General features: G+C 64.1%; 21 protein-coding genes. 14 read left to right on the top strand and 7 right to left on the bottom strand.

Going from position 1 to position 20,460, the window contains the following annotated elements; translation table 11 throughout:
* Window positions 1-2: 2 nt before the first annotated feature.
* Genes ABDC78_RS25850 through ABDC78_RS25860 form a run of 3 tightly spaced genes read right to left on the bottom strand, consistent with a single transcriptional unit; the run spans window position 3 to window position 2,219 of the window.
* Entirely contained in the window at window positions 3-332 is a 330-nt protein-coding gene (locus ABDC78_RS25850) for a hypothetical protein (protein ID WP_178357112.1), read from the bottom strand.
* Window positions 325-1,668, bottom strand: a complete 1,344-nt coding sequence (locus ABDC78_RS25855) for an aromatic ring-hydroxylating dioxygenase subunit alpha (protein WP_178357111.1) — start codon at window positions 1,666-1,668, stop codon at window positions 325-327. The genes ABDC78_RS25850 and ABDC78_RS25855 overlap by 8 nt, the downstream gene beginning before the upstream one ends.
* 2 nt (window positions 1,669-1,670) lie before the next feature.
* Window positions 1,671-2,219 (bottom strand): carboxymuconolactone decarboxylase family protein, encoded by a 549-nt coding sequence (locus ABDC78_RS25860; protein ID WP_218620220.1) that lies wholly within the window; start codon window positions 2,217-2,219, stop codon window positions 1,671-1,673.
* Window positions 2,220-2,465: 246 nt separating this feature from the next.
* On the opposite strand from ABDC78_RS25860, the gene ABDC78_RS25865 reads away from it, so the two are divergent.
* The 9 genes from ABDC78_RS25865 (at window position 2,466) to ABDC78_RS25905 (ending at window position 12,310) form a co-directional block, all read left to right on the top strand.
* A complete protein-coding gene (locus ABDC78_RS25865) occupies window positions 2,466-3,758 on the top strand; it encodes an amidohydrolase family protein (RefSeq protein ID WP_178357110.1) in 1,293 nt (430 codons plus the stop codon).
* Between the two features lie 109 nt (window positions 3,759-3,867).
* On the top strand, window positions 3,868-5,034 hold the full coding sequence (locus ABDC78_RS25870) for an acyl-CoA dehydrogenase family protein (protein WP_256735840.1): 1,167 nt from the start codon (window positions 3,868-3,870) through the stop codon (window positions 5,032-5,034).
* Window positions 5,035-5,049: 15 nt separating this feature from the next.
* Window positions 5,050-5,811, top strand: a complete 762-nt coding sequence (locus ABDC78_RS25875) for an SDR family NAD(P)-dependent oxidoreductase (protein ID WP_178357108.1) — start codon at window positions 5,050-5,052, stop codon at window positions 5,809-5,811.
* A gap of 4 nt (window positions 5,812-5,815) precedes the next feature.
* On the top strand, window positions 5,816-7,051 hold the full coding sequence (locus ABDC78_RS25880) for a CaiB/BaiF CoA-transferase family protein (protein ID WP_178357107.1): 1,236 nt from the start codon (window positions 5,816-5,818) through the stop codon (window positions 7,049-7,051).
* Window positions 7,044-7,850, top strand: coding sequence for an enoyl-CoA hydratase-related protein (locus tag ABDC78_RS25885; RefSeq protein ID WP_178357106.1), 807 nt, complete (start codon window positions 7,044-7,046; stop codon window positions 7,848-7,850). Before ABDC78_RS25880 ends, ABDC78_RS25885 begins: the two co-directional genes overlap by 8 nt.
* Entirely contained in the window at window positions 7,850-9,022 is a 1,173-nt protein-coding gene (locus tag ABDC78_RS25890; protein ID WP_178357105.1) for a thiolase family protein, read from the top strand. The genes ABDC78_RS25885 and ABDC78_RS25890 overlap by 1 nt, the downstream gene beginning before the upstream one ends.
* A gap of 13 nt (window positions 9,023-9,035) precedes the next feature.
* Window positions 9,036-10,184, top strand: a complete 1,149-nt coding sequence (locus tag ABDC78_RS25895) for an acyl-CoA dehydrogenase family protein (protein WP_178357104.1) — start codon at window positions 9,036-9,038, stop codon at window positions 10,182-10,184.
* Window positions 10,185-10,478: 294 nt separating this feature from the next.
* Window positions 10,479-11,846 carry an aromatic ring-hydroxylating dioxygenase subunit alpha gene (locus tag ABDC78_RS25900; RefSeq protein WP_178357103.1) on the top strand — a complete coding sequence of 456 codons (1,368 nt, stop codon included), beginning with the start codon at window positions 10,479-10,481 and terminating at the stop codon, window positions 11,844-11,846.
* A complete protein-coding gene (locus ABDC78_RS25905) occupies window positions 11,846-12,310 on the top strand; it encodes a hypothetical protein (RefSeq protein WP_178357102.1) in 465 nt (154 codons plus the stop codon). The genes ABDC78_RS25900 and ABDC78_RS25905 overlap by 1 nt, the downstream gene beginning before the upstream one ends.
* Before the next feature lie 104 nt (window positions 12,311-12,414).
* Here the strand turns inward: ABDC78_RS25905 and ABDC78_RS25910 are convergent, their stop codons facing one another.
* Window positions 12,415-13,053 (bottom strand): TetR/AcrR family transcriptional regulator, encoded by a 639-nt coding sequence (locus ABDC78_RS25910; RefSeq protein WP_178357101.1) that lies wholly within the window; start codon window positions 13,051-13,053, stop codon window positions 12,415-12,417.
* A gap of 190 nt (window positions 13,054-13,243) precedes the next feature.
* On the opposite strand from ABDC78_RS25910, the gene ABDC78_RS25915 reads away from it, so the two are divergent.
* From ABDC78_RS25915 to ABDC78_RS25935, 5 genes are all read left to right on the top strand, one after another.
* Window positions 13,244-13,768, top strand: a complete 525-nt coding sequence (locus ABDC78_RS25915) for a hypothetical protein (RefSeq protein WP_178357100.1) — start codon at window positions 13,244-13,246, stop codon at window positions 13,766-13,768.
* Between the two features lie 9 nt (window positions 13,769-13,777).
* A complete protein-coding gene (locus ABDC78_RS25920) occupies window positions 13,778-14,980 on the top strand; it encodes a cytochrome P450 (RefSeq protein WP_178357099.1) in 1,203 nt (400 codons plus the stop codon).
* A 42-nt stretch (window positions 14,981-15,022) separates the two neighbouring features.
* Window positions 15,023-15,859: a mycofactocin-coupled SDR family oxidoreductase gene (locus ABDC78_RS25925; protein ID WP_178357098.1), complete on the top strand. Its 837-nt coding sequence runs from the start codon at window positions 15,023-15,025 to the stop codon at window positions 15,857-15,859.
* A 143-nt stretch (window positions 15,860-16,002) separates the two neighbouring features.
* Window positions 16,003-16,656, top strand: coding sequence for a TetR/AcrR family transcriptional regulator (locus tag ABDC78_RS25930; protein WP_178357097.1), 654 nt, complete (start codon window positions 16,003-16,005; stop codon window positions 16,654-16,656).
* The gene (locus ABDC78_RS25935; RefSeq protein WP_178357096.1) at window positions 16,653-17,162 is read left to right on the top strand and encodes a hypothetical protein; all 510 of its coding nucleotides are present in this window, start codon (window positions 16,653-16,655) and stop codon (window positions 17,160-17,162) included. Before ABDC78_RS25930 ends, ABDC78_RS25935 begins: the two co-directional genes overlap by 4 nt.
* Here the strand turns inward: ABDC78_RS25935 and ABDC78_RS25940 are convergent.
* The 3 genes from ABDC78_RS25940 to ABDC78_RS25950 are packed head-to-tail and all read right to left on the bottom strand — an operon-like array spanning window position 17,146 to window position 20,448.
* A complete protein-coding gene (locus ABDC78_RS25940) occupies window positions 17,146-18,123 on the bottom strand; it encodes an NADPH:quinone oxidoreductase family protein (protein ID WP_178357095.1) in 978 nt (325 codons plus the stop codon). The two genes, ABDC78_RS25935 and ABDC78_RS25940, sit on opposite strands and share 17 nt — an antisense overlap.
* Before the next feature lie 4 nt (window positions 18,124-18,127).
* Window positions 18,128-19,153 (bottom strand): phosphotransferase family protein, encoded by a 1,026-nt coding sequence (locus tag ABDC78_RS25945; protein WP_256735839.1) that lies wholly within the window; start codon window positions 19,151-19,153, stop codon window positions 18,128-18,130.
* On the bottom strand, window positions 19,150-20,448 hold the full coding sequence (locus ABDC78_RS25950) for an acyl-CoA dehydrogenase family protein (RefSeq protein ID WP_178357094.1): 1,299 nt from the start codon (window positions 20,446-20,448) through the stop codon (window positions 19,150-19,152). The genes ABDC78_RS25945 and ABDC78_RS25950 overlap by 4 nt, the downstream gene beginning before the upstream one ends.
* Between the last annotated feature and the right edge of the window lie 12 nt (window positions 20,449-20,460).

The raw sequence follows: 20,460 nt of genomic DNA on the forward strand, positions 1-20,460 counted from the left end.
TGTCAGACCACCGGCTCCTTGATCAGGTTGATGTAGGCCGCACCACTGTCTAGCACGCGGGGCTGCTTCCAGACCTCGATGGGGAAACTGACCATGACGATCGACTGTCCCAGATGTACCAGAGCCTTGGCGTCCTCCGGCATTCCTTTGAGCGGAAAGCGTGCGTCGACGTAGACCATGATGTCCTCGAGGCGAGCCATCCCCGCGTCGTACAGTTCCTGCATCTCTGCCATCGTCGAGTTGAGACGCTTCGAGTAGCGCTCCTCTTCGGTGGGCAGGCACCAGTCGGCGAACCGCTCCAGGTCGGCGAACTCCTCTGGCAACTTAGACATTGACGGCATCCTTCGACTCGGTGGGGGCAGACTGCGTGGCGGCGGGGGAGCCGTTTCCGTTCGCCTGGGCGGCCTTGTACCGATCCACGTACTGGTGGGCCGTCATGTGCAGGTGACGTAGCAGGATCTCCTGATCACACAGCGGGAAGTCGGTGACGACCCGGGTGCCGATCTGAGTCTGGGTGGCCTCCAACGTGTTCGCATCCTGGAACGCGTACTCCTTGAACGTCACCGCGGCAAGCTCCTGAGACAGGCGCTCACGCAGGTTCTTCGGCGGCACGAAGTAGAGGTCCGCTTCGAAGATGTGCTTGTCCACCGCAGTGGGCCAGTAGTTGTAGGTGAGGTACCACCCCGGCGCCCAGAACAGCAGCGTGAAGTTGGGGAAGAACTCGAACGAGTCTGTCCCCCAGCTCTTGTGACGACCAGGATTGATGGCCGGCGGGAGTTCGTCGGGCAGAATGCCCTTGATGTCGGGGCGGTCCCACGGCCCGAACAGCCCGCTGTGCAGGATCTGCTCGATCGGCTTGACCATGCTCAGGTCCTTGGGCGGGCTCATCCCGCCCCACGACGACACCATCGAGTGGTCGCCCTTGATGTCGTAGGCCAGCGCCTCGAAGCCGAACTTGGCCAACTTCTCGGCCTCCTCCTTCTCCGCCTGCTTCATGTGCAGGATCGGGGCGTGGTAGAACTCGGTGAAGGCATCGATGAACAGCTTCCAGTTCGCGTTGATCTCCGAGCGGTAGCTGTAGTGCTCGGTCATCTCGTGGAACGGGTAACCCTCGAGGCCCTTCGCGAAGTCACCGAGATACTCCGTGAGCGGCGCGGCGTCGTTGTCGAAGTTGATGAAGACGAAGCCTTCCCAGACCTCGCAGCGCACCGGAACCAGTCCGTACTGCGACTTCTCGAGGTCGAAGAACTCGCCTTCCTGCTGCACGAAGGTCAGATCGCCGTCGAGTGAGTAGCGCCACGCGTGGTACTTGCACACGAACTGACGGCAGCTACCGGAGACCTCTTCGCCGGGGTAGTCGTTCCACACCAGCTTGTTGCCGCGGTGCCGGCACATGTTGTAAAAGGCCCTGACGTTGTTTTCGGTGTCCTTGACGATGATCACCGACGTGCCCGGACCCGCCGACGGCATTTCGCGGGTGAAATAGCTGCCCTTCTTGGGTAGCTGCTCCACTCGGCCCACTTTGAGCCAGGTCTTCTTGAAGATCGCCTGCTGTTCGAGCTTGAAGTGCTCCGGATCGATGGAGTCCTCGTAGTTGACGGGAGCCGTGCCGAGCTCAGGCCAATTCTCGGTCCAGCTACCCGCGTCGGGCTTTTGGAAGAATGCCACTTTCAGTTCTCCTTCTGGGGTTCGACGCCAAATGTGTTCAGTGCCATAGCGAGCATGTGGTAGCCGCCCACGGTGAAGACGAAGTCCATGAGTTGCCGTTTGTCGAATTCCTTGCCGAGGGCCGCCCATGTCTTGTCGGAGATCCGGGTGTCCGCCAGCAGTTCGTCGACGGCCGCCAGCACAGTGCGGTCGAACTCGTCGGCGGCCTCACCGTCCTGGAGTGCGGTGATGTCGTGCTCCGACAGCCCGGCGCTCTTGCCGATCACGACGTGTTCCTGCCACTCGTATTCACACTCGGTGAGGTGGGCCACCCGGAGCACGGCCAACTCGCGTAGTCGGGCTGACAGCGTCGACCGCGTGAGCAGGTAGAAACTGAAGGTGAAGTAGGCGCGGGTGAGATCGGGATGATTGACCAAGGTCGACACGGCGTTTCCGGCGTCCGTGGGATTGCGGAGCTCTTCTGGCATCAGGCGCAGCGCCGCGTGAACTGCCTCGTCCCAATGGTCTGCGGGCAGTGGGGCCACTCGCACCGACGTGCTCCTCTCGCTCATGAGAATCAGGTTCTCATATTTCGACAGTAGATTTCCACTCTTGTGGGATTTCGTCAACGGTGGAGGTCAGAACTGCCGGTCAGGGCAGCGCTCGAGAGAGGGCAACGGTGCAGCCAGGTGGCCGAGCAGACGCGTTCGGACGTTGATTCTCGCTCATGGAGAAGCTAGTTTCCTTAGTAGGAGAACAACAGCCTGAACCATCAACCGTCTGGCGCGCAGGGCGTGCGGGACGAGAGGAGTGCCGGCATGCACAAGGACGAGATGATTTTGATCAGTGTTGATGATCATGTGGTCGAGCCGCCGGATATGTTCAAGAACCATTTGTCGAAGAAGTATTTGGATGAGGCGCCGCGGTTGGTGCACAACGCCGATGGCAGTGATACCTGGCAGTTCCGGGATGTGGTGATTCCGAATGTGGCTTTGAATGCGGTGGCGGGTCGGCCCAAGGAGGAGTACGGGCTCGAGCCGCAGGGTCTCGATGAGATCCGGCCGGGGTGTTGGAAGGTCGACGAGCGGGTCAAGGACATGAATGCGGGCGGGATTTTGGGGTCGATGTGTTTTCCGTCGTTCCCGGGGTTCGCGGGCCGGTTGTTCGCCACTGAGGATCCGGAGTTCTCGTTGGCGCTTCTTCAGGCTTACAACGACTGGCATGTCGAGGAGTGGTGTGGGGCGTATCCGGGGCGGTTCATTCCGATGACGTTGCCGGTGATCTGGGATGCGCAGGCGTGCGGGAAAGAGATTCGGCGCAACGCTGCCCGGGGGGTGCACTCGTTGACGTTTTCGGAGAATCCGGCGGCGATGGGGTATCCGAGCTTTCATGACGAGTACTGGACCCCGGTGTGGGAGGCGTTGGTCGACACCGAGACGGTGATGAACGTTCATATCGGGTCGTCGGGGCGGTTGGCGATCACCGCCGCTGATGCGCCGATGGATGTGATGATCACGTTGCAGCCGATGAACATCGTGCAGGCGGCGGCGGATCTGTTGTGGTCGGCGCCGGTGAAGAAGTATCCGACGCTCAAGATCGCGCTGTCGGAGGGTGGGACGGGGTGGATTCCGTATTTCCTGGAGCGTGCGGATCGGACCTATGAGATGCATTCGACGTGGACCGGTCAGGATTTCGGCAAGCAGAAGCCTTCGGAGGTGTTCCGGGATCACTTCCTGACCTGTTTCATCTCCGATCCGGTCGGGGTGGCGCTGCGCCACGAGATCGGGATCGACAACATCTGCTGGGAAGCCGACTACCCGCATTCGGATTCGATGTGGCCCGGTGCCCCCGAGCAGCTCGAGGAGGTGTTGACCGCCAATAACGTGCCCGATGACGAGATCAACAAGATGACCTACGAAAACGCGATGCGCTGGTATCACTGGGACCCCTTCGCCCACGTCCCCAAAGACCAAGCCACCGTCGGCGCCCTGCGCAAAGCCTCCGAAGGCCACGACGTCACCATCCAAGCCCTCAGCAAGCACGATCACGGAGGCACGAACTTTGCCGACTTCGCGGCCAACGCCAAGGAATTGACCGGCAACAAGGACTGAGGAGCACATCGCCGGAATTGCATTCCAGCAGAGAAAGCTCGAAAGACGAACTGCTGGAATGCAATTCCGGCGGTAGGGCATCACAGAGAGGGCAGTAATGCCGAATGGCATGAGTTTTGAGCTGACCGAGGATCAGGAGCTGATCCGTAAATCGGTGGCGGAGCTGGCGGGCCGGTTCGACGACCACTACTGGATGCAGAAGGACCAGGCCCACGAGTTCCCGCAGGAGTTCTACGACGCCATCGCCGGCGGCGGCTGGCTGGGGATGACCATTCCCGAGGAGTACGGCGGGCACGGAATGGGCATCACCGAAGCCACCCTTCTTCTCGAGGAGGTCTCCCGTTCCGGGGCGGCGATGAACGGCGCCAGCGCGATCCATCTGTCGATCTTCGGCATGCAACCGGTGGTCAAGCACGGCTCCGACGAGCTCAAGGCCGCAACGCTGCCCCGAATCGTCAACGGCGACCTGCACGTCTGCTTCGGCGTCACCGAACCCGGTGCGGGGCTTGATACTTCGCGGATCACCACGTTCGCCAAGCGGGAAGGCGACCACTACCGGGTCAACGGACGCAAGGTCTGGATCTCCAAGGCGATGGAGTCGGAGAAGATCCTGCTGCTGACCCGGACGACGCCGTACGACGAAGTCACCAAGAAGACCGATGGCATGACCCTGTTCATGACCGACCTCGATCGCGACCACGTCGAGGTCAGGCCGATCAACAAGATGGGCCGCAACGCCGTCAGCTCCAACGAACTCTTCATCGACGACCTGATGATCCCCGTCGAGGACCGGGTCGGCGAGGAAGGCCAAGGGTTCAAGTACATCCTCGACGGACTCAATCCCGAGCGGATGCTGATCGCGGCGGAGGCGCTCGGCATCGGCCGAGTCGCGCTGGAGAAGGCGGTGAAGTACGGCAATGACCGTGTCGTCTTCAATCGCCCGATCGGCATGAATCAGGGTCTGCAGTTCCCGCTCGCCGATTCGCTGGCCCGGCTCGATGCCGCCGAACTGGTGTTGCGGAAGGCGACATGGCTCTACGACAACGGCAGACCGTGTGGGCGCGAGGCCAATACGGCGAAGTACCTCTGCGCCGACGCCGGATTCGACGCAGCCGACCGCGCTCTTCAGCTACACGGCGGCATGGGCTACTCCGAGGAGTACCACGTGTCGCGTTACTTCCGTGAGGCGCGGCTGATGAGGATCGCACCGGTAAGTCAGGAGATGATCCTGAACTTCCTGGGCGAGCACGTCCTCGGAATGCCGCGTAGTTACTGAGACGGAGAGCTACTGATGGGGTACTTCGATCTGACGGGCCGGGCGGCGATGGTCACCGGAGCCGGCGCCGGTGGGGGCATCGGTGCCGCGGTCGCCACGGCCCTTGCGGAGGCGGGCGCCGCGGTGCTCGTCACCGACATCAACGGCGAGGCCGCTGCCGCTGTTGCCGAAGGCATTCGAACCGCGGGCGGCACGGCCGACTCCTGCCCGCTCGACGTCTCCGACCGGGCCGCCGCCGACGCCGCCGCGGCCAAGGCCGCCGGGATGGGTGGGGGTGCCCTGCACATCCTGGTCAACAACGCGGGTGTCACGGCGCCGGCGATGTTCCCGAAGCTGACCGACGAGACGTTCCGGTTGACGTTCGACATCCACGTGATGGGCACGTTCCACTGCACGCAGGCGGCGCTGCCGCACATCCCGACCGACGGAACCGGTCGCGTGATCAATGTGACCTCCGCGGCCGGTCTCACCGGGACCCTCGGCCAGGTCAACTATTCGGCGGCAAAAGCCGGACTCATCGGCTTCACCAAATCGCTTGCGCGCGAACTCGCCTCGAAGAACATCATGGTCAACGCCCTTGCGCCACTGGCGGCCACACCGATGACGGAGACGATTCGAACAAACGAGAAGTTCGCCGCGAACATGATGGCGCGCATCCCGCTGAAGCGGTGGGCCGACCCTGCCGAGATCGCCGGAGCGTTTGTGTTCATGGCCTCTGACGCCGCGTCCTACATCACCGGACAGGTGCTGCCGGTCGACGGTGGCATGGTTATCTGAACCCGTGACAGCACCAGAGTCGAGCGCCGGGCCACTTGCCGGCGTCACCGTCGTGGCGATGGAGCAGGCGGTGGCCGCGCCGATGTGCACGCGGGTGCTCGCCGACTTCGGCGCCCGCATCATCAAGATCGAGAACCCCAACGGTGGTGACTTCGCGCGTGACTACGACGACGTCGTCAACGGGCCCGGTGGACTGGCAGCACATTTTGTGTGGTGCAACCGCGGGAAGGAGTCGGTGACCCTCAACACCAAGTCGCCCGCGGGGATCGACGTGCTGCACCGGTTGCTCGACCGCGCCGACGCGTTCGTGTCGAATCTGGCGCCGGGCGCGACGGCGCGACTGGGCATCTCGCCCGCCGATCTCGCTGCCCGCCACCCCCGCGTCATTCCCGTCGAGATCGACGGATACGGGCCCGGCGGGCCGATCTCCCACAAGCGTGCCTACGACCTTCTTGTGCAAGCAGAGGCGGGATCCTGCGCGGTCACCGGATATCCCGGCATGCCGGCCAAACCCGGCCCTGCGCTCGCTGACTTCACCACCGGCCTCTACGCGGCCATGTCGATTGTGGCCCTGCTGTTCGGTCGCGGTGGTCGGCCCGCCGGTACCGCGGCACCATCGGTGGAATTGAGCCTGTTCGACGTGATGACCGACGTCATGGGCTACGCGCTCACCTACACCCAGCACACCGGCATCGACCAGGACCCACTCGGGGTCGGTTCCCCCGCCGTAGCGCCCTACGGCGCGTTTCCCACCCGTGACGGTCAGACGGTCGTCCTCGGCACCACCAACGACCGCGAATGGCAACGAGTGGCACGGGAGATCATCGAGCGGCCCGACCTCGCCGACGACCCGCGCCTCGCCACCAACCCCGGTCGCTGCGGGCACCGCGACATCCTCGATGAAGCCATCGGATCGTGGTGTGCCCAGCGGGATCTGGTCGACATCCAGGAGATCGCCGATGCTGCGGGAATCGGCAACTCCCGCTACAACCGGCCCAGCGACGTGGTGGCCCATCCTCAGCTGACCGCCCGCGATCGGTGGCGCACCGTGAGCACGGCCAAGGGCGACATCCAGGCGTTGCGCCCGCCGCCGGTGATCAGCGACTTCGAACAGCCCATGGGTGCGGTGCCGGCCCTGGGGGAGCACACCGACGCTGTGCTCACCGAATTGGGCTTCACACCGGAAGAATTGGGACGGCTGCGGGCCGAGGGCGCGATCGGTCCGGCTCCCCATGAATGACGAGGCGGTGCTGCTCTCGTCGGACCGCGACGGGGTGCGCACGTTGACGCTCAACAGGCCTGAGTGCAAGAACGCTCTGAACGCCCGGCTGTGGGTGGAGCTGGCCGATGCGCTGCGTGACCTCAAACGGGATCGCGACGTGCGTGCCGTGCTGCTCACCGGTGCCGGTGGCGCGTTCTGCTCGGGGGCCGACATCGCGGGCGGCGAGGATGTGCACCCGCGCTACAAGCTGGATCGGCTCACCGACGTTGCGCTTGCGCTGCATGAACTCGCGGTGCCCACGATCGCCAAGGTCACCGGCGTCGCCGTCGGCGCGGGCTGGAACCTGGCCCTGGGCTGCGATCTGGTGGTGGCCACCCCCGAGTCGCGTTTCTGCCAGATCTTCTCCAAGCGCGGCCTTTCGGTCGACCTCGGCGGATCGTGGCTGCTGCCCAAGCTCGTCGGACTGCAGCAGGCCAAGCGCCTCGTGCTGCTTGCCGACATGATCGATGCCGACGAGGCCCACGCGCTTGGTCTCGTCACCTGGGTGAAGACCACCGACGAGATCGACGCGTTCGTCGACGATCTTGCCGACCGCCTGGCGTCCGGCCCGCCGTTCGCGCTCGCCCAGAGCAAGGCGCTGCTCAACGACGGCGCCAACGTCACGCTGCGGGAGGCACTGGCCAACGAGGCCCGCGCGCAACCGGGTAACTTCGCGACAGCAGACTCGGCCGAGGCCTACGCCGCGTTCGCTGCCAAGAAGGATCCGGAATTCACTGGTCGATGGGCGGTTTCGCCGCCCGGATCGGAGCAGAGGTAATGCGGGAGACCGTCATCGTCGGGGCAGTGCGCACGCCCGTCGGGAAGCGCAACGGAGGCTTGTCCGAGCAGCACGCAGCCGATCTGTCGGCGCTGGTGCTCAACGAACTCGTCGAACGCACCGGCGTCGACCCCGACATCGTCGACGACGTCGTCTGGGGATGCGTCTCGCAAGTGGGGGACCAGTCGAGCAACATCGGCCGGTACTCCGTGCTCGCAGCGGGCTGGCCCGAACACATTCCGGGTACCACGGTGAACCGGGCCTGCGGATCGAGCCAGCAGGCATTGGATTTTGCGGTGCAGGCCGTGATGTCGGGTCAGCAGGACGTGGTGGTGGCCGGTGGTGTCGAGGTCATGAGCCGGGTTCCGCTGGGTTCTGCGCGCGCCACCGGAATGCCCTACGGTCCGAAAGTGCTTGCGCGATATGACGATTTCTCGTTCAATCAGGGCATCTCGGCGGAGATGATCGCCCAGCGGTGGAATCTCTCGCGGACCCGTCTGGATGAATACTCCGCACAATCCCACGAGCGTGCTGCGGCGGCGCAGGATGCCGGAGCGTTCAAGGAACAGATCGTTCCGGTCTTCACCGACGCCGCGGACGCGAGGAGCAATTCAGGCGGAAGTGTCGTCACCGAGGACGAGGGCATCCGCCGCGGCACCACGGCGGAGAAACTCGCCGGCCTCAAGCCCGCGTTCAGCGACGACGGGGTGATCCACGCCGGGAACTCCTCGCAGATCTCCGACGGCGCCTCGGCACTGCTCGTGATGACCGCCGAGCAGGCGGTGACCTTGGGAGTCACTCCACTGGTGCGATACCGTGCCGGCGCGGTCACCGGCGCCGATCCCCGACTGATGCTGACCGGCCCGATCCCCGCGACCGAGAAGGTACTGCACAAGGCGGGTGTGACGCTCGACGAGATCGGGGTGTTCGAGGTCAACGAGGCGTTCGCGCCCGTCCCGCTGGCTTGGCTGGCCGACACCGGTGCCGACGAAGCCAAGCTCAACCCGCTCGGCGGCGCCATCTCATTGGGCCATCCGCTCGGTGCATCCGGTGGGGTGCTCATGACGCGGATGATCCACCACATGCGGGACAACGGAATTCGCTTCGGGTTGCAGACCATGTGCGAGGGGGGCGGCACCGCCAACGCAACCCTGGTCGAACTCATCGCTTAACGAGGAGAGTGCAGTGCGCAGAGATCTGTTCACCGAGGACCACGAGGCGTTCCGCGAACTCGCCCGCGACTTCGTCGAGAAGGAGGTCGTTCCCCACTACCCGGAGTGGGAGAAGGGCGGCCGGATGCCGCGCGAGGTGTTCGAGAAGATGGGTTCGCTCGGCATGCTCGGCATGGCCATCCCCGAGGAGTACGGGGGCGGCGGGGAGCCCGACTACCGCTACAACGTGGTGCTGCAGGAAGAATCGGCCCGGGCCTTGGTCACGTTGTCGACGGTGCGCACCCAGCTCGAGGTGATCCTGCCGTACTTCCTGCACTATGCGAACGACGAACAGCGCGGCCGATGGTTCCCCGGGTTGGCGGCGGGAACACTGCTCACGGCGGTGGCGATGACCGAGCCCGGCACCGGTTCGGACCTGGCCGGGATGCGCACCACCGCGGTGCGCGACGGAGACGACTGGATCGTCAACGGCGCCAAGACTTTCATCACCGGAGGGATGCAGGCCGATCTGGTCATCGTCGTGGCCCGCACCTCGACCGACCCGGACAACCGCCGCAGGGGCTTGACGCTGCTGGTGGTCGAGGACGGCATGGACGGCTTCACCCGGGGGCGTGAGCTGGAGAAGATGGGCTGCAAGGTGCAGGACACCGCCGAGCTCTCGTTTGTCGACGTCCGGGTTCCGGCGACCAACGTACTCGGCGAGGTGGACGAGGCGTTCGGCTATCTCGGCCACAACCTGTCACAGGAGCGGCTGACCGTTGCGGTCGGTTCGGTTGCACAGGCGCGATCGGCGATCGCGGCAGCAATCGACTACACCAAGGACCGCAAGGCCTTCGGCACGCCGGTGGCGTCTTTCCAGAACACCAAGTTCGAGCTCGCCGCCTGCTCGACCGACGTCGAGGCCGGTCAGGCGATGCTGGACCGCGCCATAACACTGCATGTCGGAGGCGAACTGTCCGGTGCCGACGCCGCCCGGGTCAAGCTGTTCTGCACTGAGATGCAGCAGCGTGTGGTGGATCGGTGCCTTCAGCTCTTCGGCGGGTACGGCTACATGATGGAGTATCCGATCGCCCGGTTGTACACCGATGCGCGGGTGGCTCGCATCTACGCGGGAACCAGTGAGGTCATGAAGGTGATGATCGCGAAGTCGTTGGGGCTGTAGCGGTTCGGCGTGCGCGGTCGTCAGGTCCTCCCCGGACTGGGTGCGGCGAGCCCACGCAACGACGCAAGGAACTGCCTCGCCGTTGATATACGCTCTTGTATCTGAAATACAGTTGCGTATAGTAGTGATCGCCATCACCATTGGGTGGCTGGCATCTCGGTCCGTTCGGCACCCCGGACGGCCCCGTCGCGAGTGGTCGTGAACAGAGAACAGCCCTCGGGCCGCGGCGAACTCGTGCGGAAATGCTGACCGGTCCGGCGTGGGGCCGTCGACGAACTCGAGGAGCGATCCGTCATGACAACGACACATCCGGTACGGCCAGGGGAGTGGTTCGACAACGGCATGGGCCTGGACGACATCGATGCCGGACGGTACCGAATGACCATCAGCACCGACCGCTACACCGATCCCGAGTACGTGCAGCGCGAGCGCGACAACATCTGGCTGCGGGTCTGGCAGGTCGCGGGCCGGGAGGCGGACTTGCCCGAGGTCGGAGACTGGACGGAGTACCGGCTGCTCGACCAGTCGTTTCTGCTCGTCCGCGGCAAGGACCGGACGATCCGCGGCTTCGTCAATGTGTGCAGGCACCGCGGCAATGTGTTGTGCAACGGGAAGGGCAACGCCAAGCGCGGCCTGCTGTGTCAGTACCACCTCTGGTCTTACGACCTCGAGGGCAAGCTCAAAGGAGTGCTGCGCCAAGAGGAGAACGAGGTCACGGCGCTCGACAAGGACGGTCTCGGTCTGTTACCGGTCTCGGTCGAGTGTTTCGCGGGCTTCATCTTCCTGAATCCGGACCCGGACGCGGCGCCACTGGCCGACTTTCTCGGCGCGGACGTCGTCGAACTACTGGACCCCTACCACCTCCAAGAGATGGTGACGGTGCTCGACGTGCGAGAGGCGTTGAACTGTAACTGGAAGGTGGTGATGGATGCCTTCGAGGAGGGCTATCACATCTCCGGTATCCATCCGGAGTTGCTGCAGGTCGTCATGATCGACCCCAGCACCACCCGTTACCGCTTCTTCGAGAAGCACAGCGTTTCCTGCGCACCGTTCGAGGTGGCCGGCAAGAAGTTCGGCTTGGAGGAGCAGATCGAGGGCATCATGAGGTTGCCCGAGACCTTCCCTTCGGTGACCGCGGTGCTGCCCCGATTCCAGGAGTTGGTGGCCGAGAACCGCAACGAGAGCGGCACACTGGTCCTTCCCGAAGGGGCGACACCCCGGACGCTGCTGCAGGCGGCGACCCGCGAAACTCTCACCGGGATGGGCTTCGATGTCAGCACCCTGACAGACGCGCAGATGAGTGACAACCACGGATGGGTGCTCTTCCCGAACTTCTTCATGACCGTACGTGCGGGTGAGGCGACGGTCATCCTGGCCCAGCCGCACGAGAGTGGGGACCCCAACAGATGCTATTGGCATATCATCAGCGTGATGTGGCTGCCCGACGAGTACAAAGACGCGTTGAAGGCCGAACGGATCGACGTCGCCGAACCCGGAGACTACAAGTACTTCCTTGCGCTGCAACAGGATTACGAGCAGATGCCCCGCCAGCAGCGTGGACTCCGCAATCATCGGCTGGAAGCGATGTCACTGGTCAAGGAAGAAGTCGTGATCGCCCATTACCACTCGGTGGTCGACCGTTACCTGGCAGGACAGAGCTGATGAGCGACATCGACGCGGTCGTCGACGAGTACACGGGGCTGGAACGGACTGTCCTGGAATACGGCCGGGTGGTCGAGAAACTGGTCACGGCTGCCAAAGAGCCAGGGTTCGGGGTGGACGGCTGGGCACCATTGGGCGAATTGGTGGCGGTGGACGAGTTCGTCAGGGTGGGCAACTTCAAAGAGGTCATGAACTGGCAGGAGTACACCTCGTTCCTGACGAACTGGGCCACGTCAGCGGAATGGGGGTGCTCGTTCAAGCGCATCAGCCAAGCGGCCGATGTGGTGTTCCTCGAATTGGAGGAGCGCAGCAAGGTGGGGACGTTCGAGAGCGTGGTCAACTCGCTGAGCGTCTACGAGTTCACCACCGACGGTCGCATACGGCGCATTGACGTCTATCTCCAGATGGAGCTGCCCAGCCCCGAACTTCTCGCAGGGTACGACGGCGTGGAGATAGCTCAGTGAGTGGACGGAAAGGCTAGTGCAGCCGCTGCCGGGCAGCGCGGTACTGTCCGATGTCGCCGATGGCCATGCCGCACTTCGTTGACACGCCGCAGCGGCGCCGGGGCTCACTCGGATTGTCGAGTGCGGGATCGTCTGGGTGCGACGGGTTTCGACGACACGTTGGCCATCACCATTCGCAGGAACGGTGCGTACAAGTCCTCGCCGTCGATATGCCCGAAGATGGTGATGCCTTCATTGCTGGCGATCAGCAGTCGGGCAAGAGATTCGGCGGGTATCTGCAAGGTGCCGCCCAATCGCTCGATGTGAACGGTGATGTACTCGGCCAGCGAGCTGACCGCCTCCTCGCGCTGAACCCTGAGGCGCTCCCGCGCTTCGGGATTGCGCAGCAGAAACAGCGAGAACTCGTATCCGAGCGCGGCGCTGTCGGGCCCGGCGATGGTCAGATCTCGCCACCTCTGCGCCAACTTATCGATGTCGAGTGTGTCGAGACCCTCGAACGAGGCGATCACGTCGGCGAAGCTGTCCAGGAACCGCTTTATGTGTCGCTCGATGACGGCCAGGAAGAGGTCTTCCTTGGTGCCGAAGTGCGAGTAAATCGCCCCACGGGTGTAACCGGCGACCTCGGCGATGTCCTCGAGGGCGGCTCCTCCGAAACCCTGCTTGGCGAAGACTTCCTGAGCCGCATCGAGCAGCAGGCTGCGCGTGTGTTCCATGCGCCGCTGCCGCGTCCATCGTTCTGCCACGACTTCATCTTCCCAGGTTGATCTTCGAGCGCGTCCAACTACATCGACGAGTCTATATACAATCCTGTATGTTAGATACGAAAGTGTATATACTTGACCGGCAAGTGCCGACTTCGCGCTTCCGTCCTCCTGCGCACCGAATCGTCCGAACCGCAAGCATCTCAACGAATCGAGAAGGAGATCTCCTGCAATGAAGCTGGAAGAACGCATCGCCAAGCACCGCCGGATGGCCGAGAGTTACCGCGACAAGTATGTGCTGCAGAAGGTCCAGGACGGTGAGACCTACGACGAGTGGGTGTTCACCGACGATGCGGTGTACACCTCGCCGTACTTTGTCGCCGAGCAGGAGTTGGTGCTGAAGGACGTAGCGACCCACTGGGATACCGCTGCCACGGTCGAGGCCAAGGCCTACGGCATCACCTTTCCCGATTGGAAGCCTGTCAATCACAAGTTCTGGCCGGCGGAGAACGGGTTCGTCATGCGCTACCGCTGGGAGGGAACGAACGTCAACGACGGAAAGGTCATGGGGTTCTACTCGATCAGTTTCGTCGAGACCAATGAGGATGCCGAGATCGTGCACTGGTCCACCTATGTCAACGACGAGGAGTACGGTCCGTTCCTGGAGGCGGCAATCGGCGCCCGTGGCCCGTTCCACGGCGATGGGTACATGCAAGCACTGGCAAAGCATTTCGAGAAGCACGACCTGAGTTTTTGAGGACATCCGATGGCGACCAGCGCCACCCACGGGGTGTATTACGACCCGTGGGACGCCGACCTCAACGCGAATCCGTATGCGATGTTCCAACGGCTTCGAGACGACGTGCCTCTCTACTACAACGAGGCCCACGACTTCTACGCGGTGAGTCGGTTCGACGACGTCAATCGTGCGCTGGTGGACCACCAGTCGTTCAGTTCGGCGCGCGGGGCGGTTCTCGAGATAATCAAGTCGGGCATGGAGATTCCCACGGGTTCGCTGGTCTTCGAGGATCCGCCGGTCCACGACATCCACCGCAACCTCCTCTCTCGGGCATTCACCCCACGAAAGATCAACGCGTTGGAATCGAAGGTTCGCGAGTTCACGGCACAATGCCTGGATCCGCTGGTCGGTGGCGACCGGTTCGATTTCGTCAAGCACCTCGGTGCGGTCATGCCGCTGCGCGTGGTGAGTGAGCTGTTCGGCATTCCCGAGGACTACCAGAGTCGTGTCACCGAGGACGGCGACAAGTTCGTGCGCACCGAGCGTGGTGGCCAGATGACCGACAACCCCGACGGCGCGATCACCGACGGCCAGTTGTTCGCCGAGTTCATCGACTGGCGGGTTGATCATCCAGCCGACGATCTCACCACCGAATTACTCAACGCTGAATTCGAAGACGAAGCGGGAATCACCAGGAAACTGCGTCGCGAAGAGTTGCTGATGTTCATGAACGTCGTTGCAGTGGCCGGTTCGGAAACCACTACGCGTTTGATCGGGTGGACCGGAAAGCTGCTGTCGGAGAATCCCGACCAACGGCGGCAGCTGGTAGCCGACCGGGCGCTGGTGCCCGGTGCGATCGAGGAGATCCTGAGGTTCGAACCACCCGCGCTGCAGGCCGCGCGCTACGTCGTCCGCGACGTCGAGTTTCATGGTGCGACCGTGCCCGAAGGTAGTGCGATCCTGCTGTTGATCGGTGCGGCCAACCGCGACGAACGGCGGTTCGGTGAGGACGCCGACGTTTTCGACGTGACGCGTTCGCCCCGTCAGCATCTGACGTTCGGAGTCGGCGCGCACTACTGCCTGGGCAACGCCCTGGCGCGCATCGAGGGTCGAGTTGCGTTGGACGAGATCATGAATCGCTTCCCCGACTGGGAGGTTGACCTCGACAGCGCGGTGTTCTCGTCGTCGTCGGTGGTCCGCGGTTGGGACAGCATGCCGGCAAGTGTCTAGTAATTCGAAACCAAACCCACACCGAGAATCGAGGATGTCACGATGGCCGGACGCGTAGAAGGCAAGGTTGCGTTCGTCACTGGCGCTGCCCGCGGGCAAGGACGCAGTCACGCACTGAAACTCGCCGAGGAAGGCGCCGACATCATCGCCGTCGACATCTGCAAGAACGTCGACCACTGTCAGCTCGAGCTGGCGTCGCCCGCCGATCTCCTCGAGACGAAGGAGAAGGTCGAGGCGCTCGGTCGTCGGATCGTCGCCGAGGAGGCGGACGTCCGTGACTTCGACGCCCTCAAGTCGGTGGTGGACCGCGGGGTCGCCGAATTCGGCAGGCTGGACATCATCCTGGCGAACGCAGGGATCGGCAACGGCGGCCAGACCATCGAAACCCTCGAAGAGCCGGTCTGGCAGACCATGATGGACATAAATCTCACGGGTGTTTGGAAGACCGTGAAGGCCGGCATTCCGCACATGATCGCCGGGGGGCGAGGCGGATCGATCGTGCTGACGAGCTCGGTGGCCGGTCTGAAGGCGTATCCGCAAATGGGTCAGTACGTGTCGGCCAAGCACGGCGTGCTCGGATTGATGCGGTCCTGCGCGGTCGAGCTTGGACAGCACATGATCCGGGTCAACAGTGTGCATCCCACACACGTCAACACCCCGCTGGTGATGAACCAACAGACGTTCGACCTGTTCCGGCCCGACCTGGAGGCACCCGGCCCCGACGACATCGCGCCCATCTGCCAGATGTTCCACACGATGCCCAGGCCCTGGGTCGAGGCCGAGGACATCACCAACGCCGTGATGTTCTTCGCGTCAGACGACTCCCGTTTCGTCACCGGCGTCGCCATGCCGATCGACCTGGGTAGCTGCCTGAAGTAACGGTGCCGCCCTGTCGGGCGGCACCTCTCCCGACGAAGTCGCAGGTGGGACACCCGCCGGGAATTTACCTCTGTGAGACCCTTGTCACAGGCCGCAAACCTACCTACTGTGTGTTCACTAGGTTGGTTGAGAGTGAGGTTTCGGTGACGACACCGGAGATCGCAGTGCGGCCCTACGCCACGTTGCTCGCCAAGGGTGAGGACCGCAAGCAGCGGATTCTGCACGTCGCGGAGCGCATTCTGGCGCGTCACGGCTGGCGCAACACGTCGCTGGCGCAGATCGCCAAGGCGGCCGGGGTCACCCCCGCCGGCCTGCTGCACCACTTCGAGTCCAAGGAACAGCTGCTCAACGCCGTGCTCGATGCGCGCGACGCGGACGACGACATGCACGCCGATCGCTCAGGAGATCTGGTGACCGAGATCTGCCGCGTCGCCGAGCGTTTTGACCGGGCCCCGGAACTCGTCGGGACATTCACCGTCCTGCTGATCGAGAACATCGCGCCGGACGCGCCGCTTCACGACCGGCTGCTGAACCGGCAGCGGGCGGCGGTGAACATCGTCACTCAGCTGATCGAGCGCGGTCAGCGCGAGGGCCGCTACCGCACCGACATCGACCCGGCCATCAAGGCCGTCGAAATTCTCGCCTTCGTCAATGGAATGGAGACCGCATGGTTGCTCGATCCTTCGATACCCCTAGCGGAAGTGTTCAAGGGGTACGGCGAATCGCTCGCCCGGGACTTCATGCCGCCGACGGGGGCACATCCAGAGGAAGTGCCGTCGAGCGGGTCCCCGAAATGAGGTACCGGCTCGACGTCGTCGCCCGCGACGTCTCCGAGGTCGTCCGGTTCGCCGGCGGGTGGCTGGTCGACCGGGTGATGGCGGGGTGGGATGTCACCGTGCTGATGTACGACGCAACAGATGCCCGCGCGCTGGAGATTCTCGGGGTGAAGTCCGATGATCTCGAGACGGCCCTGGAGGAGTGGGCGGACCGGCCGCACCCCCAGGCCATCGCTGTGGCCGCGGATCTGTGCGCCTCCGATGAGCGGGTCCGCCGCGGGGTGCTCACTGCGCTCGACCAGGGTATGACCGAGGTGACGCTGTGGGGCGAACAATGGCCCGACGAGCTGGACAGCACCGTCGGTTCGGTGCGTCACCAGCTGAGCGCCGCAGCCCGAGCGTTCAAGTCGCAGGCTCTTGCCGCCACCGCCGACCCTTCGCCGGGTTCCGTCGGTGATGTCGAGTCGTTCCGGTGCGGGTTGGCGGCGCTGCCCTCGGTGGCCGCTGACCTCACTCCTGCGAGCTGAGACTTATCAGCACTTTGCCGATCGCCCGTCCGTCGGCCACGTGACGCAGGGCTTCGGCTGCCTCGCTCAGTGGGTACACGGTGTCGATGTGTGGTGTGACCCGTGCGGACGCGAGCAAGTCGCGTAGCTCGGATTCGTTTCGCTCGAACTCCGCGCGCGGGACGTCCTGGAATTGGAAGCCCGATACCTGAATTCCCTTGATCAGCACCAGATTGAGGGGAATACGGGGGATGACGCCCGACGCGAACCCGACGGTGACGAACCTGCCGCCGCGGCGCAGCGTGCGCATCGCCGGTTCGGACAGCGCCCCACCTACCGGATCCACGACGACGTCGGCGCAATCGGGAAGGGCCGCACGCAGCGCCGCTCGAAGCTCGCCGTCGCGGTGATTGACCACCCGGCAGGCCCCGTGATCGGCTGCTGCGTCGAGCTTCTCGGCTGACGAGGCAACCGCTGTCACCCTGGCGCCCAGCGCCACACCCAGTTGTACCGCCGCCAACCCGACACCGCCGCCCGCGCCGAGTACGACCAGCTCGTCGCCGGAGCAGAGCCGGGCCGCCGAGCGCAGTGTGTGATACGCCGTGCGATGGGCGACGCCGGACGCAGCCGCGGTCAGGTCGTCAACAGCGTCGGGGATCGCGGCGACGCTCGCCGCATCGATCACCACGCGCTCGGCGAAGGCGCCGAAGAGCCCTGTCCCGGTCACCCGGTCGCCGACCGCGAATCCGGTTGTCTCAGAGCCCACCTCATCGATCACCCCGGCGAATTCGCTTCCCGGGACGAACGGGGTGGGGACACTGATCTGATACGAATCGGCGACAAGCAGCACGTCGGGAAAATTGACCGCAGCTGCGGTCACGCGCACCCCGACCTGACCTCGGCCCGCGGGAGGAACCGGGTGTTCCCGCACACGGATGACCTCTGGCGGCCCGTGGTCCTGGCAGACTGCGGCACGGGGCATCGTGTCAGCCCCGATAGTCCGTGGATTCGGCGAGGTCGGCCGCCGAGGCCATCAGGTCGGTCACGACAGGGCCGAACGCCAGCAGTTTCTCGTCGTCACCGGCCCGCTGGAACCCCTGCTCGAGCACGATCGCCAGCTTCCACTTCGCCAGTACCAGGTAGTAGTCGAGATCGTCTACCTGCCTACCGGACACCTCGGCGTAGTGCGCAACCACTTCGTCACGCGAGGGCATTCCCCGCATGTCGACGTAGTTCATCTCGCCGGACGAGTGTTCATCGTCGGAAGGCCAACTCTGCACCATCCAGCCCAGATCCAACTTCGGGTCACCGACGGTGCCCATCTCCCAGTCGACGATCGCCGCCAGCCTCGCCGGGGCGCCGTGGTGGTACATGACGTTGGCGAACTGGTAGTCGCCGTGCATGAGGCCGGGAACGAAGTCGATCGGCTTGTGCGCGCGCAGCCACTCGGTGGCCACCTCCAGCCCCGGCAGCTCCCGGCCTTTGATCCGTTCGAGGAAGCCGATCCATCGGTCGACCTGGCGTTCGTGGAAGCCGTCCGGGCGCCCCAGGTCCGCTAACCCCTTGGCCTTCCAGTCCACCTTCGACAGCAGCGCAATACCCTCTGCGAGCTGGAAACTCAGCCCGGGCCGGCTGTCGAAGTCGCTCTGGAACGGCTCCGCCCATTTGCCGTGCGTATCCATCGGGGACCAGCCGTCGACGAACCCCATCAGGTAGAACGGCCTGCCCAGCACCGCCGGATCGTCGCAGACACCGATCGCTTCGGTGTGCGGAACGTCGGTGCCGTCGAGCGCCTCGATGATGCGCCATTCACGCAGGATGCCCCTGTCACGGTCCGGGGGAGCGCCGGGCGGTGGCATGCGGATGACGCAGGTCGCGTCGCCGCGGGTCAGTTCGTAGATGACATTCTGCGTTCCGCCGGACAGGAAGCGCGTCTGGAGCGGTTCGCCTGTGCCGGGGAATCCGGCGTTGTCCATCCAGGCGGCGAGGCCCTCGGTGTTCAACTCGCTCAACGGTTCCCCAACTCCAGATCGAGGTACTCGGCGAAGCGTTCCCGCGCGGCGTCGCGCTTGCGGGGCAGCCACTCCGAGGGCCAGACATCGTCGCTGGCGCGGTAGTTGCGCAGCACCTGCTTGGCGACGGTGGTCTTGTGCACCTCGGTGGGTCCGTCGGCCAGGCCCATCACCGCCGCGCCGGTGACCATGCCGAGGAACGGCATCTCGTTGGACACTCCGAGTGCCCCGTGCACCTGCATCGCCCGCCATGCGATGTCGTGGAGCACTGTCGGCATGACGACCTTGACCGCCGCGATGTCCTTGCGGACCTTCTTGTAGTCGTTGTATTTGTCGATCTCCCATGCGGTGTGGAGCACCATCAGGCGGAATTGCTTGAGTTGGGCGTAGGAGTCGGCGATGTAGCCCTGCACGGTCTGCTTGTCGGCGAGCAGGCTGCCCGCGGTATGGCGACTGAGAACCCTTTCGCACATCATGTCGATCGCCTTCTGCGCCAATCCGATCGTGCGCATCGCGTGGTGGATGCGGCCACCACCGAGGCGGGTCTGGGCGATCACGAATGCCTGTCCCTCGCCACCCAACAGCGCCGAGTCCGGGACGCGGACGTTGTCGTAGTGGATCAGCGCATGGCTGCCCTCGCCCTCGCGCTCGCCGTGCAGACCGACGTTGCGCACGATGTTGACCCCGGGTGTGTCGGTGGGCAACAGGAACATCGACATGCCCTGGTAAGGACTCACGTCAGGATTGGTCACGACCATCACGATGAGGAACGACGCGGTGTTCGCGTTGGACGAGAAGTACTTCCACCCGTTGATCACCCAGTCGTCACCGTCGCGCACCGCGCTGGTCGTGAACTGGGTGGGGTCCGCCCCGCCCTGCGGTTCGGTCATCGAGTAGCTGGAGAACAACTCGCCGTCGAGCAGTGGGCGTAGGTAGCGGTCCTTCTGCTCGGGTGTTCCGTAGTGGGCGATGATCTCGGCGTTGCCCGTGTCAGGTGCCTGGCAACCGAAGATGATCGGTGCCCACTGGGATCGTCCGAGGATCTCGTTGAGCAATGCGAGCTTGAGCTGGCCGTAACCCTGCCCGCCGAACTCCGGACCGAGATGTGTGGCCCACAGACCTTTTTGGCGGACCTGCTCCTTGAGGGGATCGACGACCTTGCGTCTGGCCTCGGTCAGCGGGGTGAACTGCAGATGCGGCCAGATGAGGTCCAGTGGTTCGACCTCGTTGCGCACGAACTCGTCGGTCCAGTCGAGGAGTTGTTGGTACTCGGGGTCGGTCTCGAAATCCCACATACGGCCTCCTTG

Source organism: Mycobacterium sp. DL (assembly GCF_039729195.1).
Taxonomy (GTDB): Bacteria; Actinomycetota; Actinomycetes; order Mycobacteriales; family Mycobacteriaceae; genus Mycobacterium; species Mycobacterium hippocampi_A.